This is a genomic window from Serratia sp. EC4 (genome assembly GCF_059652115.1).
The window spans coordinates 194,615-210,238 of sequence record NZ_JBNIDE010000002.1 but is presented as its reverse complement, the minus strand read 5'-3'; the positions used below and the strand labels follow the sequence as shown (position 1 = coordinate 210,238).

The 15,624-nt window shown below is 62.3% G+C and carries 11 protein-coding genes; 6 read left to right on the top strand and 5 right to left on the bottom strand.

All coding sequences use genetic code 11. From position 1 onward, the window contains the following. The first annotated feature begins 14 nt into the window (after nt 1-14). The 4 genes from ACP39K_RS07620 to ybaK all read left to right on the top strand — a co-directional run bounded on the left by ACP39K_RS07620 (nt 15) and on the right by ybaK (nt 5,309). The gene (locus ACP39K_RS07620; protein WP_016928822.1) at nt 15-743 is read left to right on the top strand and encodes a DUF1295 domain-containing protein; all 729 of its coding nucleotides are present in this window, start codon (nt 15-17) and stop codon (nt 741-743) included. Between the two features lie 206 nt (nt 744-949). Beyond that, the gene (gene copA / locus ACP39K_RS07615) at nt 950-3,661 is read left to right on the top strand and encodes a copper-exporting P-type ATPase CopA (RefSeq protein ID WP_497008404.1); all 2,712 of its coding nucleotides are present in this window, start codon (nt 950-952) and stop codon (nt 3,659-3,661) included. A gap of 133 nt (nt 3,662-3,794) precedes the next feature. After that, nucleotides 3,795-4,601 (top strand): TraB/GumN family protein, encoded by an 807-nt coding sequence (locus tag ACP39K_RS07610; protein ID WP_033641125.1) that lies wholly within the window; start codon nt 3,795-3,797, stop codon nt 4,599-4,601. 228 nt (nt 4,602-4,829) lie between these two features. Continuing rightward, a complete protein-coding gene (gene ybaK, locus ACP39K_RS07605; protein WP_197787960.1) occupies nt 4,830-5,309 on the top strand; it encodes a Cys-tRNA(Pro)/Cys-tRNA(Cys) deacylase YbaK in 480 nt (159 codons plus the stop codon). Between the two features lie 10 nt (nt 5,310-5,319). On the opposite strand, the gene dacB is transcribed toward ybaK, so the two are convergent. Then, complete coding sequence (dacB, locus tag ACP39K_RS07600) at nt 5,320-6,786, bottom strand: D-alanyl-D-alanine carboxypeptidase/D-alanyl-D-alanine endopeptidase (protein WP_244757987.1); 1,467 nt, start codon at nt 6,784-6,786, stop codon at nt 5,320-5,322. A gap of 149 nt (nt 6,787-6,935) precedes the next feature. Next, nucleotides 6,936-8,588: a bifunctional UDP-sugar hydrolase/5'-nucleotidase UshA gene (gene ushA / locus ACP39K_RS07595; RefSeq protein ID WP_033641128.1), complete on the bottom strand. Its 1,653-nt coding sequence runs from the start codon at nt 8,586-8,588 to the stop codon at nt 6,936-6,938. A gap of 178 nt (nt 8,589-8,766) precedes the next feature. On the opposite strand from ushA, the gene ACP39K_RS07590 reads away from it, so the two are divergent. Continuing rightward, nucleotides 8,767-9,987, top strand: coding sequence for an MFS transporter (locus ACP39K_RS07590; protein ID WP_244757985.1), 1,221 nt, complete (start codon nt 8,767-8,769; stop codon nt 9,985-9,987). A 245-nt stretch (nt 9,988-10,232) separates the two neighbouring features. After that, entirely contained in the window at nt 10,233-11,924 is a 1,692-nt protein-coding gene (ybaL, locus tag ACP39K_RS07585) for a YbaL family putative K(+) efflux transporter (protein ID WP_004940247.1), read from the top strand. 59 nt (nt 11,925-11,983) lie between these two features. Here ybaL and ACP39K_RS07580 read toward each other — a convergent pair whose 3' ends face one another. The 3 genes from ACP39K_RS07580 to ACP39K_RS07570 all read right to left on the bottom strand — a co-directional run bounded on the left by ACP39K_RS07580 (nt 11,984) and on the right by ACP39K_RS07570 (nt 15,624). Further along, on the bottom strand, nt 11,984-13,288 hold the full coding sequence (locus tag ACP39K_RS07580) for an inosine/guanosine kinase (RefSeq protein ID WP_004940249.1): 1,305 nt from the start codon (nt 13,286-13,288) through the stop codon (nt 11,984-11,986). Between the two features lie 90 nt (nt 13,289-13,378). Then, nucleotides 13,379-14,341 carry a ferrochelatase gene (gene hemH, locus ACP39K_RS07575; protein ID WP_004940253.1) on the bottom strand — a complete coding sequence of 321 codons (963 nt, stop codon included), beginning with the start codon at nt 14,339-14,341 and terminating at the stop codon, nt 13,379-13,381. A gap of 119 nt (nt 14,342-14,460) precedes the next feature. After that, nucleotides 14,461-15,624 (bottom strand): glycerate kinase, encoded by a 1,164-nt coding sequence (locus ACP39K_RS07570; protein WP_244757984.1) that lies wholly within the window; start codon nt 15,622-15,624, stop codon nt 14,461-14,463.

Genomic DNA, 15,624 nt, shown 5'->3' with positions numbered 1-15,624 from the left:
CTGAGGAGAACACAATGAATGTATGGATTGCTTTGGCCGTTGTTTTGTTGATCCTTGCCCTGCTGGCGTTTATTACCAGCCGCGGCGCCCAGGACACTCGCCCGATGTTCCTGTGGGGGTTCAACGCCATGGGGCCGGTTACCCTGGTCTATTGCTATTTCGGCGAGGGCGATCTGAGCCACAAAGCCCTGATCCTTCTCATGGTCGGCCTGTACCTGCTGCGCATGAACATCGTGCTGACACGTTGGTACGGCAACACCGCCGCGGCCAAACTCAAGGACGTGATGCCCACGCAGCAGGTGCCCTGGCTGGCGGTGATGATGGTCATGATCTTCGGCGGCCTGTACTGCCTGCCCTTTTACTGGGCCAGCCAACTGCAGGGGACGTGGGGCGCGCTGCAATGGCTGGCCATTGGGGTCTACCTGATAGGCACGCTGTTCCACTTCGGCAGCGATTATCAAAAACGGCGCTTCAAACAGGATCCGAACAATAAAGGCCGGTTGCTGAACAGCGGCTTTTGGGGATTGGCGCGCCATCCGAATTATTTCGGCGACTTTCTTATTTTCGTCAGCTTCGGGCTGCTTGCCGGCAACCTGTTTGGCCTGATCGCACCGCTGACTAACCTGGTGCAGTATTTCGCCGACGCCATTCCCAAAAGCGAGAAAATGGCCGAGAAGCGCTACGGCGAGGTCTGGCGCAACTATAAACGTCAGGTTAAGTGTTTCATTCCTTTCGTGCTGTAACCCCAACGCGGCAGCGCGGTTCGGGTAAGCCGACCGCGCTGCCGCCGATAAAACGCCTTGTCATACAACACAAAACGACCGTCACGCCCGCGCAAGTAAAAACCGCCTTGACCTTACCCTTGCTGGAAGGTTTAAGCTCCCTTCTTAGTGAAAACAGGTCAGGCGGTCAACCTTTAAACACCGCCTTCTAAGCAAGGAGTCCAATCATGTCACACACCACTATGCTGGCATTGCAGGGGCTGTCCTGCATGAACTGCGCGCAGCGGGTGAAAAAAGCCCTGGAAAGCCGCAGCGATGTCGAACAGGCGGAGGTTAACGTCCATTACGCCAAAGTGACCGGCGACGCACCGGACAGCGCGCTGATCGACAGCGTGATCGCCGCCGGTTATCAGGCCGAAGTCGCGCCGCACGCCGATACCGAACTGCAGCTGAGCGGCCTGAGCTGCATGCACTGCGTCGGCACCACCCGCAAGGCGCTGGAGGCGGTGCCGGGCGTATTCGCCGCCGACGTCGCTATCGACAGCGCGAAAGTGTATGGCGATGCCGATCCGCAAACGCTGATCGCCGCGGTGGAAGATGCCGGTTATCACGCCAGCGTAGCAGGCGCCGCCGCCCCAAAAACTGAGCCGTTGACTGACGCAACACCTTCGTTGCCGGACGTTCAGCCAGCGGCGCAACCTTCCCTTCCGGCAACCGACAGCGCGGACGACAGCGTACAGCTGCTGCTCAGCGGCATGACCTGCGCCAGCTGCGTCAATAAAGTGCAGTTGGCGCTGCAAAGCGTACCCGGCGTAGAGCACGCGCGCGTCAACCTGGCGGAACGCAGCGCGCTGGTGACCGGCGCCGCCGATGCGCAAGCGCTGGTGGCGGCGGTGGAAAAAGCCGGCTACGGCGCCGAGATGATTCAGGACGAGACCGAACGCCGCGAGCGCCAGCAGCAGACCGCACGCGCCAACATGAAGCGCTTTAGCTGGCAGGCGGCGCTCGGTCTGGCGTTGGGTATCCCGCTGATGGCCTGGGGGCTGTTCGGCGGCAGCATGACGCTGACGCCGGAAACTCAGCGCCCCTGGCTGCTGGTCGGCGTCATCACCCTGGCGGTGATGGTGTTCGCCGGCGGGCACTTCTACCGCAACGCCTGGCGCGCGCTGATGAACGGCAGCGCTACCATGGACACCCTGGTGGCGCTCGGCACCGGCGCCGCCTGGCTTTATTCGATCGCCGTCAACATTTGGCCCGATTTCTTCCCGATGGCGGCGCGCCACCTCTATTACGAGGCCAGCGCGATGATCATCGGTTTGATCAACCTCGGCCATGCGCTGGAGCAGCGCGCCCGTCAGCGCTCTTCACAGGCGCTGGAGCGGCTGCTGGATCTGACGCCGCCCACCGCGCGCCTGGTGACCGACGACGGCGAGCGCGATATCCCGCTGGCGGAGGTGCAGCTCGGCATGACGCTGCGGCTGACCACCGGCGATCGCGTGCCGGTCGACGGTGAAATCGAGCAGGGCGAAGTCTGGCTCGATGAAGCGATGCTGACCGGCGAAGCGGTGCCGCAGCAGAAAGGCCCCGGCGATACGGTGCATGCCGGGACGGTGGTCGACGACGGCAGCGTGCTGTTCCGCGCCGCCGCCATCGGCAGCCAAACCACGCTGGCGCGCATCATCAAACTGGTGCGTCAGGCGCAGAGCAGTAAACCGGCGATCGGCCAACTGGCCGACCGCGTCTCGGCGGTGTTCGTGCCGGCGGTGGTGGCGATCGCGCTGTTCAGCGCGGCGATGTGGTACTTCTTCGGCCCGCAGCCGCAGCTGGTCTATACGCTGGTGATCGCCACCACGGTGCTGATCATCGCCTGCCCGTGCGCATTGGGCCTGGCAACGCCGATGTCGATCATCTCCGGCGTCGGCCGCGCGGCGGAGTTCGGCGTGCTGGTGCGCGACGCCGACGCCCTGCAGCAGGCCAGCCAGCTGGACACCCTGATGTTCGACAAAACCGGCACCCTGACCGAAGGGAAACCGCAGGTGGTGGAGATCCTCACCTTCAATCAGGTCAGCGAACAGCAGGCGATCGGCTGGGCCGCCGCGCTGGAACAAGGCTCCAACCACCCGCTGGCGCGCGCCATCACGGAACGCGCCGCCGGGCAAACGCTGCCGCAGGTAGCGCAGTTCCGCACCCTGCGCGGCGCCGGCGTCAGCGGGGAGATCGACGGCGTTCAGGTGCTGCTGGGCAACGCCGCGCTGCTGGAGCAGCATCAGGTCGCGACCGCCGAACTGGAAGCGCCGATGCGCGCCCAGGCCGAACGCGGCGTGACGCCGGTGCTGCTGGCCGTGGACGGTAAACCGGCCGCGCTGTTCGCCATTCGCGATCCGCTGCGCGAGGACAGCGTCGCGGCGCTGCAGCGCCTGCACCAACAGGGGTATCAGTTGGTGATGCTGACCGGCGACAACCCGGTAACCGCCAACGCCATCGCCAAAGAGGCCGGTATCGATCGGGTGATTGCCGGCGTGCTGCCGGACGGCAAAGCGGCGGCGATCAAGCAGCTGCAGGCGCAGGGCCAACGCGTGGCGATGGTCGGCGACGGCATCAACGACGCCCCGGCGCTGGCGCAGGCCGACGTGGGCATCGCGATGGGCGGCGGCAGCGACATCGCCATCGAGACCGCCGCCATCACCCTGATGCGCCACAGCCTGCACGGCGTGGCGGATGCGGTGGAACTGTCGAAGGCCACGCTGCGCAACATGAAGCAGAACCTGTTCGGCGCCTTTATCTACAATACGCTGGGCATCCCGATCGCCGCCGGCGTGCTCTACCCGCTGACCGGCACGCTGCTCAGCCCGGTGGTGGCGGGCGCGGCGATGGCGCTGTCGTCCATTACCGTGGTCAGCAACGCCAACCGGCTGCTGCGTTTTAAACCCAGGAAATGATCGCCGGGGCGCCGTCATGGCGCCCCGCCGTTTTCCGGGCTTTCCTGCGCGGCGGATAGCGTTTAGCATGAATGACGATTTCCCCTCGCCTTTCATGCTGAAACGCGCACCCGTTATTCAGGAGCCACGCCGTATGGGTCAACTGTTACGCCGCCTCGCCGCCTTTCTCGGCCTGATCTCGCCCAAAAGTTACGCTTATCCGGCGCTGGACATCACTCTGCCGGGCGAGCGTCGGCTCCATCTGGTGGGCAGCATCCATATGGGCACCGTCGATATGTCGCCGCTGCCGCCCCGGCTGGCCGCCCGGCTGCAACAGGCCGACGCGCTGATCGTCGAAGCTGATATCACCGGCGCCGCCTCCCCTTTCGACCACGCAGAGCAACAGCCCGAGCTGGAACAGCGCCTGTCCGCCGAAGAATATCAACAGCTGCTGGCGCTGTGCCACGAACTGGGTGCCGATCCGCACGCCTTCGCCACCCTGCCCGGCTGGCAGGTGGCGCTGATGATGCAGGCGCGGCAGGCTCAGCGTCTGGGGCTGCGCGCAGAGTACGGCGTAGATTATCAGCTGCTGCAGGCCGCCAGAGCGCAGGACAAACCGGTGATCGAACTCGAGGGGGCGCAGCAGCAGTTGGCGCTGCTGGAACAGCTGCCGGAAGGCGGCATCGCGCTGCTGCGCGATACGCTGGAGCACTGGCATACCAACGCGCGGCTGCTGCAAACCATGGTGAGCTGGTGGCTGGACGCCAAACCGCGCGGCACGCTGGACACGCTGCCGGCCACCTTCAGCGCCGGACTGTACGACGTGCTGATGCATCAGCGCAATCGCGACTGGCGGCGTCAGCTGGAGGCGCTGCCGGCCGGAGACTATGTGGTGGCGGTTGGCGCATTGCACCTGTATGGCGAGGATAACCTGCCGGCGATGCTGCAGCCGCAGGGGTAAAAAAGTGGCCAATATCGCTATTGGCCAGTCAAAGAGGAATTTCTTGTATTCTAGTTATACGCATAGCAACCGTGTTAACGGTTACAGTAAACAGGGTAGCAACCCGGTGAATATCTTGGCAACCCGCTTTATGTAACAGCCGCTCAGGTTGCCGGGCAGGTTGGATTTTTGTATTTTTAAGGCTGGTTATCACCCTTTCCCCGCTGGGGACATTTTGGACAACACATCATGACGCCCGCAGTCGTTCTGCTTGAGAAACAAAAGGTCGCCTTCACCCTTCATCCTTATCACCACGACAGTGACGAAACCAACTTCGGTGACGAAGCGGTGAGAAAGCTGGGGCTGGATGCCGATCGGGTTTACAAAACCTTGCTGGTGGCGCTGAACGGCGACGCCAAACACCTGGCGGTGGCGATCACGCCGGTCGCAACCCAGTTGGATCTGAAAAAGGTTGCCCGCGCCCTCGGCGCCAAAAAGGCCGAGATGGCCGATCCGCAGCTGGCGCAGCGCGTCACCGGCTATCTGGTGGGCGGCATCAGCCCGCTGGGGCAGAAAAAACGGCTGCCGACGGTGATCGACAGCCCGGCGCAAGCGTTCGCCACCATTTACGTTTCCGGCGGCAAACGCGGGCTGGATATCGAGCTGGCCGCCGCCGATCTGTGCCGCCTGCTGGCCGGCAGCTTCGCCGACATCGCCAAACGCGACTGACGCCGCGCGCTCAGCGGCACGCCACCGTGGCGTCACAGGCCGCCAGCGTTTCCACCAGGCGGTCCTCCAGCGCCTTCACCTGCGCGCCGGGCACCAAATAGTTATTGCTGATGATGGCGAATGCCAGCGGCCGACCGGTCGCCGAATCGACATAGCCGCTGAGCGACGATACGCCGGTCATGGAACCGCTCTTGGCGTGGGCGCGCCCTGCCGCCGCGCTGTTCACCATGCGGTTACGCAGCGTGCCGCCCACCAGCAATCCCGGCTCGCCCGCAACGGGCAAGGCGTGATACCAGTCGGCGAACCACGGCTGTTTTCTGGCCGCCAGCAGCAGCGTCGTCAGCTGTTGCGGCGTGATCTGGTTCATGCGCGACAGCCCTGAACCGTCCACCTGGCGATAGGCGTCGGCCGCGACGCCCTGGCTTTGCACAAATCCATTTATCGCCTGAAGGCCGGCGGCCCAATCCCCTTTACCCTGCGTCTTGCGGCCCATCGCCTTGGTCAATATCTCGCCGTAGCCGTTATTGGAGACTTTCAGGAAGGTGACGACCAGGCGGGAGAGCGGCGGCGAGGTTTTTTCCGCCAGCAGCTGTGCGCCGGCCGGCGTCACGCCCTCGTCAACCTTGCCGCGCAGGGTGATGCCGTGCGCGCGCAGGGCATGTTGCAATAAGGCGCCGACGACGAGGGACGGTTGATCGACGGTAATCAATCGCGAGCTGGCCTCCGCCTGCGCGGCGATGGTGCCGCTGACCACGATCCGGTTGCTGCCCGGCCGGCGCTCATACGTCAGCGCGGTGTCACTGCCGGTGGTGGTGCGGTTGACGAGCGTCACCGCGTCATTGGCGGGATAGAAGCTCGCCCGTCCCGGCGCGCCGGCGCGGGCGCCCGGCCGCACCGCCACCTGCACCACGTTGATATCGCCGCCGGGAGTAAAGGCGTAGTTCAGCGCCGAGATCGGCGCAGCGAAGGCGAAAGGTTCATCGTCCCAGCTCCAGCCGGCGCCGAATGGCGTCTGATCGAAGGCGCCGGCATCCAGCAACAACCGCCCCTGTATATGACGGATGCCGCGCTGCGCCAGCGCCGCGGCGAAGGTGTCGAGATCGTCCGGATGCAGCGTCGGATCGCCGCTGCCCTGCAGATAGAGATCCCCTTGCAGGGTGTCGCCGCGCTGTTTACCGGCGGTCAGCAGCCGGGTTTCAAAGCGGTAATCGGCCCCCAGCACGCCGAACGCCGCCAGAGAGGTGAACATCTTCATGTTGGAAGCCGGCGCCAAACGCTGATCCGCGTGCGCCTGATACAGCACCTTGCCGCTGTTGGCGTCGCGCACCATCACGCCGCTCGACGCCCCGGCCAACGCCTTGTCCTGGCCGATGGCCGCCAGCGCCTGGCTGAGGGTTTGTTCGTGACGTGGGCCGGATGACGAACACCCCGCCAGCGCCACGATGGCGGGCAGCAGCCAGCCTGCGGTTTTCAACATGTCATCTTCCTGTTTGCGTTATCAAAACCAAATTGTCGCTCAGGCTATCATTGGAAGACGGCGGCGGCGACTTTTGCGTGCGTTTGAGGCGGGGTTTTCGGCGGGAAAACAGGCGGCCCGCCCATGGGGGCAGGCCGCGGCGGTGGCGATTAGCGATAAACGATTTCGCCCTTCGGTTCGTAAGCCGCCGCATCCAGCGGCGAGTGTTTCTCGATGTATTGCTTCAGCACCTCGGCGTCGATAAAACCGGTGTTGACGTAGCTCGGCAGCCCGTCCAGCTTCGGATAGCCGTCGCCGCCCAGCGCGTTGAAGTTCAGCGTCGCCATGCGGTAAGTTTTATCCGCCTGCAGCGGCTGGCCATTGATCTTCACCTCGCTGACGCCCTTGCCGTCCGCCACCAGGCTGACGTTGGCGAACTGGGCGTAGGCGCCGGAATCCGGCTTCATGTTGGCCACCACCGCCAGGTACTGCTCAACCTCGCGGCCTTTCATATCGACATGCACCAGCGTGTTGCCGAACGGCTGCACCTTGAGCACATTTTTGTAGGTGATATCGCCGCTTTCAATCGAATCGCGCACCCCGCCGCCGCTCATCACGGCGAAATCGGCGTCGGCGCGCTCCCTCTGCGCGGCCAGCATCACCCGCGCCAGGTTGGTCTGCACGAAGCGCACCTTGCTGCGATCGCCTTCAAGCTTGCCGTTGACGCTGCCGATCTTCACTTCCAACTGCGCCTTGCCCTTATCCTGGAATGGCGTCAGCAGCTTCATCATGGTCGGATCTTCCGCAATCTGCTGGGTGTAGTACACCCGCTCGCTGGTGCCGTCCGCTTTCTCCACTTTCTTCTTCAGGTTCACCGGGATCAGCTGATAATGCACCAGCTTCAGCTCGCCGTTGCGGAATTCGAAATCGGCGCGCCCCACGTATTTGCCCCACTCGTGCGCCTGCACGATCCAGGTGCCGTTCTGGCGATCCGGCGAGCACGGCGTGCCCGGCACATAATCCGCCTGTTTGCGGTTGTCGCCGGCCATGCACACCGGATCCTGCGAGTGGCCGCCGACGATCATGTCGAGATATCCGGCCGGCAGGCTGCGCGCCATCTCCACGTCGCCCGGCGCGTTCGAGCCGTGTTCGCCGTTGTCATAGTGCCCCATGTGGGTGGCGGCGATAATCACGTCCGGCTTCTCGTCCTTACGCAGTTGCTCCACCACCTGCTTCGCTTCCTGCGCCGGCACGCGGAATTCCATGTCGGTGAAGTACTCCGGGTTGCCGATCTTGGCGGTGTCGTCGGTCGTCAGGCCGATCACGGCAATCTTGATGCCCTGCTTGTCGAACAAGGCGTAAGGCTTGAACAGGCGCTGGCCGGTGCTTTTCTGATAGATATTGGCGGACAGCAGCGGGAAGGTCGCCCACTTCTCCTGCTGGCGCAGCACGCTCAGCGGGTTGTCGAATTCGTGGTTGCCGATCGCCATCGCGTCGTAACCCACCAGGTTCATGCCGCGGAAGTCCGGCTCGGCGTCCTGCAGATCCGATTCCGGCACGCCGGTATTGATATCGCCGCCGGACAACAACAGCAGGCTGCCGCCCTGCGCCGCCACTTCCTGACGAATGCCGTCCACCAGCGTTTTCTGCGCGCCCAGGCCATATTCACCGTGATCGTTCTGCCAGAAGTGACCGTGATGATCGTTGGTGTGCAGAATGGTAATGGCGTAGGTCTTATCCTTTTCCCAGGCACTGGCGGCCCCCGACAGCAACGTCAGGGAAACGGCCAACGCGCATGCGGTGGTTTTCAGCGAAAAACGCATGGCGGATCTCCGTGTATTAAATGGCTTTTATGATGAGGCCGAAATTGTAGCGCGAATTAATGACAGCTGATTTCAAATTTTTGCGATGTGAGTCTGATTATTTCAGATATGGTAAAAATTGAACGTCCTGCCTAAGATGTCATCTCTGTGCTCAACAACTTATCAGGCTAATAATAATATGACCGACAGTAGCCAAAGCGCGATGCCGCCCGCCAAGGGCAATGCGGTGAAGGGAACCGCCTTCTCCATCCTTGGCGCCATCAGCGTGTCTCACCTGCTCAACGATATGATCCAGTCGCTGATCCTGGCGATTTACCCGATCCTGCAAGCCGATTTCCACCTCAGCTTCGTGCAGATCGGCATGATTACCCTGACCTATCAGCTAACGGCCTCGCTGCTGCAACCATTGATCGGGTATTACACCGATAAACACCCGCAGCCTTACTCGCTGCCGATCGGCATGGGCTTTACCCTGTCCGGCCTGCTGCTGCTGTCGGTGGCGAGCACCTTCCCGCTGGTGCTGCTGGCGGCGGCGCTGGTGGGCACCGGCTCATCGGTCTTCCACCCGGAATCCTCGCGCGTGGCGCGCATGGCCTCCGGCGGGCGGCACGGCCTGGCGCAGTCGCTGTTCCAGGTCGGCGGCAACTTCGGCAGCTCGCTCGGCCCGCTGCTGGCGGCGCTGATCATCGCGCCTTACGGCAAGGGCAACGTCGCCTGGTTCTCGCTGGCGGCGCTGCTGGCGATCGTGGTGTTGCTGCAGGTCAGCAAGTGGTATCAACATCAGCATCGGGCAACTAAAGGGCAGCCGAAAAGCCCGTCGCTGCTGAAACCGCTGCCAAAACGTACCGTCGCCTACTCGCTGGGCATCCTGCTGGTGCTGATTTTCTCCAAATACTTCTATCTGGCCAGCATCAGCAGCTATTACACCTTTTATCTGATACATAAGTTCGGCGTTTCGGTGCAGAATGCCCAAATTCACCTGTTCGCTTTCCTGTTCGCGGTAGCGGCTGGCACCATTATCGGCGGGCCTATTGGCGACAAGATAGGACGTAAATACGTGATTTGGGGCTCTATTCTCGGGGCTGCGCCGTTTACCCTTGTTTTACCCTATGCATCCCTCTATTGGACCGGCATTTTAACGGTGATCATCGGGGTTATTCTCGCCTCGGCGTTCTCCGCCATTCTGGTCTACGCTCAGGAGCTGATCCCCGGTAAAGTGGGCATGGTTTCCGGCTTATTCTTCGGTTTTGCTTTCGGTATGGGCGGGTTAGGTGCGGCAGTTCTTGGTTATGTCGCCGATTTGACCAGTATCGAACTGGTCTACCAAATCTGTGCTTTCCTGCCGCTGATCGGCATTATCACCGCATTACTGCCCAATATGGAGCATAAACCGCAATAACCCCGCGAACCGCCCGGATGAAATTATTTATTCATCCGGGTTATCCTACGGATAAATCAATGTTATTTGGTTTATCTGGTCCAAAACCCCCTCATTGCCGCGCCTTAAGTGAGATCCTCTGTTTTTTTACAGAAAAGGCCAAATTAGCCAAGCAAGCCGCGAACAAATGCAATAAACTAAATGTATCTTTTCGTAACTTTGTTGCGATTCTCCCGTGCCGCGATGCATAGCCAGAAGGAGTATGGATGCATAATTCAACACCGCTCATCACCACCATCGTCGGAGGGTTAGTACTCGCCTTCCTCCTCGGCATGCTGGCGAACCGCCTGCGCATCTCCCCTCTGGTGGGGTATCTGGCCGCAGGGGTGCTCGCCGGCCCGTTCACCCCCGGTTTCGTCGCCGACACCTCACTGGCGCCGGAACTGGCGGAAATCGGCGTTATCCTGTTGATGTTCGGTGTTGGCCTGCACTTCTCTTTGAAAGACCTCCTCGCAGTAAAATCTATCGCCATTCCCGGCGCCGTGGCGCAGATAGCCGTCGCTACCCTGCTCGGCATGGGGCTGTCCAAGCTGCTCGGCTGGGATCTGATCTCCGGTCTGGTGTTCGGCCTCTGCCTCTCCACCGCCAGCACCGTGGTGCTGCTGCGCGCCCTGGAGGAACGGCAACTGATCGACAGCCAGCGCGGGCAAATCGCCATCGGCTGGCTGATCGTCGAAGATTTGGCGATGGTGCTGACGCTGGTATTGCTGCCGGCCTTCGGCAATATGCTGGGTAACGACAACGCCAGCAGCAGCCAGCTGCTGATGGAGCTGGCGCTGACCATCGGTAAAGTCATCGCCTTCATCGCGCTGATGATCGTGGTCGGCCGCCGCCTGGTGCCATGGATCCTGTCGAAAACCGCCAGCACCGGCTCGCGTGAGCTGTTCACCCTGGCGGTATTGGCGCTGGCGCTCGGCATCGCCTACGGCGCGGTGAAGCTGTTCGACGTCTCCTTCGCGCTGGGCGCCTTCTTTGCCGGCATGGTGCTGAACGAGTCCGAACTGAGCCACCGCGCGGCGCACGACACCCTGCCGCTGCGCGATGCGTTCGCGGTGCTGTTCTTCGTCTCGGTCGGCATGCTGTTCGATCCGATGATCGTGATTAACGAACCGCTGGCGGTGCTGGCGACGCTGGCGATCATCGTGTTCGGCAAATCCGCCGCCGCGTTCCTGCTGGTGAAAATGTTCGGTCACTCCAAGCGCACCGCGCTGACCATTTCCGCCAGCCTGGCGCAGATCGGCGAGTTCGCCTTTATTCTTGCGGGCCTCGGCATCGCGCTCGGCATGATGTCGGAGCATGGCCGCAATCTGGTGCTGGCCGGCGCCATCCTATCCATCATGCTCAACCCGCTGTTGTTCACCCTGCTGGAACGCTATCTGGCCAAAACCGAAACCATCGAAGAGCAAATCCTCGAAGAGGCGGTGGAAGAAGAGAAACAGATACCGGTGGATATGTGCAATCACGCGCTGGTGGTCGGCTACGGCCGCGTCGGCAGCCTGCTGGGCGGCAAACTGGCCGAGGCGGGCATTCCGCTGGTGGTGATCGAGAATTCCCGCCCGCGGGTGGAAGCGCTGCGCGAACAGGGTATCAAGACGGTGCTGGGCAACGCCGCCAATCCGGAAGTGATGGATCTGGCGCGGCTCGACTGCGCGCGCTGGCTACTGTTGACCATTCCGAATGGCTACGAGGCCGGCGAGATCGTCGCCTCGGCGCGCGCCAAGCGGCCGAATATCGAGATCATCGCCCGCGCCCACTACGACGATGAAGTGGCCTACATCACCGATCGCGGCGCCAATCAGGTGGTCATGGGCGAACGGGAGATCGCCAACAGCATGCTGAACATCCTGCAGTTGGACACCCTGAGCGAAGAAGAAAAAATGGGCGGCTGCCCGATCTGAAGCGCCGCGCGCGCATATAAAAAGGTCCGGCATTGCCGGACCTTTTCTTTTTCAGCGGGTTAACGCTCCCAGTAGGACTCTTCCAGGCTGTCTTCCCGCTCCGGCAGGCCGCGCGTGAGGCGCGGCGAATGCTGGTTCAATACCTGGTAGCTGACGCGGTTGGCGTATTTGCACACCTGCGCCAGGGAGGAGTAGGTCAGGTAACTGCGCACATGCTTGCTGGAGTTCGGCACGTTATGGCGGTGATAACCGTTGGCAGCGATATCGTGCAGCAACGCCGACAGCGCGCCGTCGCCGGCGCCGTTGGTGTTCATGATCTTCTCCGGCCCGCCCATATACGGCGCGATGTGCGAATAAACGCGCAGCGGATTTTCACAGTGCTCGCGGCGCATGGCGCGGCTGAACTCGTAGCGGTTGAACTCGGCGATATGCCCCGGCAACAGCGGGTGCTGGGTCTGGCGCTTATTGGCTTCTTCGGTGTAGCCCGCCATATACAGGCCATTCGGCCCGGCGGTGCACAGCACCAGATCCACCCACTCCAGCGCCATGTCCGACGCGGTCAGCGGATCGCTCAGCCCGGTCAGCTCCAGCGCTTCGTCTTCGTTCATCGCCAGAATCGTCACATTTTCCTTCAGGAAGTCGCGCCACCACTGCGGGTTGTCGGCGATCACGTACTTGGTGCCCAGGGTCAGCACCACCGGCACATCGTGTTTTTTGGCGTACTCGATCGCCTGCAGGGTGGCGTCCTTTATCGGCTCCCCTTCCTTGCAGCGCACCAGATAAGAGCTCAGCACCAGCGCCGACGCGCCGGCGATCACCTCTTCAGGAATGCTTTCCGGGCGCAGCTGGTTCATCTGGCCAGGATTGATGGCGAAGGTGCGCTCGCCGCTTTCGCCGATCAGCGTGAAACAGCGGCCGATGGCGCCATCAACACCCTGCAAATAGTTAAGATCGGTGCGGCTGGAGGTATTGCACAGATAACGGTAGGCGTAGCTGCCGATTTTCACGTTGCTGCACATCACGCCGAGCAGCACCGAGCGATCGTCCGCCAGCACCGAATAGTTGTGCATGGTATTGCCGATGGTGCCGCCGGCGAACTGATGGGTGACCAGGTTGTTTTCATTCAGTTCCTGATACAGCGCCTCGGCGACGTCGTCTTCGATCACCAGAGAGTGGCCCAGGCTCAGGCCGTAACGCTGGACAAAAGCATCGTCCACTTTTGCCTCGATATCCACCAGCGTCTGGTCGATGCCGACAATATACGAGGTGCTGATTTCACTTTCGGGCTGGGCCTGCTGCAGAAGCGGATCGCGGGCGCTCACCGGAAAATAGTGTTTGGACTTGCGTTTACCAGGAAATTTCATGTGATTGGCGGTGGTGACGGTTTAACAAGCGGAGAATGTTAACACATCCCCGCCCGATCACGATGCACCTAATAGACAGATTATGGATGATTACAGACGTTGCGCCACCAGTTGCTGCATCATGTCGATATGCGCCGGCTCGTCGTTCAACGCAGAGATGTATTCAAACTTCTCGCCGCCCGCCTTGAGGAAGATCTCGCGGTTCTGCTCTTTGATCTCTTCCAGCGTTTCCAGGCAGTCTGCCGAGAAGCCGGGGCAAATCAGTTGAATGTGCTTCACGCCCTGCGCCGGCAACCCCTTCAGGGTTTCATCGGTGTACGGCGTCAGCCAAGGCTCGCGGCCGAAGCGCGATTGGTACGTCATCATCACTCGCTCCGGCGCCAGCGGCAGCGTGGCGCTCAGCGCACGCAGCGTATCCTCGCAGCGTTGCGGGTAGTCGTCGCCCAGCCGCGCATAACGTTTGGGGATGCCGTGGAAAGACAGCACCAGCCGGTCCGGCTGGCCGTGCTCGGCGAACGAGCGCTCCACGCTTTGTTGCAGCGCGGCGATATAGGCCGGGTGTTCGGCGTAATCGCGAATGAAGGCCACAGAAGGCAAGCGGCGATAGCCTTTCAGCACCCGCGCCACGCCATCCCATACCGCCGCGCTGGTGGAACAGGAATATTGCGGATAGAGCGGCAGCACCACCAGGTTGGTCACGCCCTGCGCCAGCAGCTTGTCGATGGCTTCCGCCAGGCTCGGCGAACCGTAGCTCATGCCCAGCTCCACCGGCGTATTCGGCATGCGCGCCGCCAGCGCCCGCTGTTGGCGGCGGCTGTACACCAGCAGCGGCGAGCCTTCTTCCATCCACACCGACTGATAGAGTTTCGCCACGCGCGGCGAACGGATCGGCAAGATCGCGCCGTTGAGGATCGGCCACCAGATCAGCGGCGCCGTGTCGACCACGCGATCGTCACTGAGGAATTCCTTCAGATAGCGTTTGACCGCCGACGAGGTCGGCGCATCTGGCGTGCCCAGGTTCACCAGCAATACGCCGTGTTTCTCTTGCTTCATCTCAGTTCCCCTCATTTCCTTTCCGGCCGGCATTCCGTTCTGGGTCGGGATGTCAGCAGCCATTAATGCCGGCTATTGTAACGGAAAAGTCCTGCATCGAAACCGATAACAGCAACAGGCTATGCCTGTGGGCTTCTTCCTTGCGCCAGCTGCCATACCGCCGCCACGTTGCGCGCCGTCACCTGCAGATTGCGATCGGCGTCCACCAGCGCTTCTTCCAGCGTCACAATACGATCGAGCACCGAAAACGCCGCATCGATGCCGTGTTGATGCACCACCGAATAATCCGGCGTCAGGCTGCCGGCGATGGCGATCACCGGCACGCCGTAACGCTGGGCCACCCGCGCCACGCCGATCGGCGTTTTGCCGTGAATCGACTGGCTGTCCAACCGCCCTTCACCGGTGATCACCAGATCGGCATCGCGCACCGCCTCATCCAGGCGCAGGGTTTCAGTGACGATCTCGATGCCCGGCCGCAAGCGCGCGTCGAGCATGCCGAGCAGCGCCGCCCCCATGCCGCCCGCCGCGCCCGCCCCTGGCTGGGCCAGCACGGCGCGACCGGTTTCCCGCTCCAGCAACTCGCCGTAGTGATGCAGCGCCGCATCGAGCTGCGCCACCATCTCCGGCGTCGCCCCCTTCTGCGGCCCGAATACCGCCGACGCGCCCTTTTCGCCGCACAGCGGGTTATCGACGTCGCAGGCGGCGGTCACGCTCACCCGTTGCCAACGCGCATCCAGCCCGGCGAGATCGAGGTGCGCCAGGTGCGCCAGCGCCGCGCCGCCCACCGGCAGCGGGCGACCATCCTTATCCAGCAATTTAACGCCCAGCGCCTGCATCATCCCGGCGCCGCCGTCGTTGGTGGCGCTGCCGCCGATGCCGAGAATGATCGCCTTCACGCCGCGTTCCAGCGCCGCCAGCATCAGTTCGCCGGTGCCGTAACTGGTGGTGATGCGCGGATCGCGCCGGTTGGGCGGCGCCAAATGCAGCCCGGAGGCGGCGGCCATTTCAATCACCGCGGTTTCGCCGTCGCCCAGCAGACCATAGAATCCCTGTACCGGCTCCCCCAGCGGCCCGGTGACCGTTACCTGGACGATCTCGCCGCCGGTGGCCGCCACCATCGACTCCACCGTGCCTTCGCCGCCGTCCGCCATCGGCAGCTTCACGTAGTGCGCCTGCGGATAAATCTGACGGAATCCCCGTTCGATGGCGTCGGCGACGCCGAGCGCGCTCAGACTCTCTTTGAAAGAATCCGGAGCAATAACCACTTTTTTCAGCGCTTTCAT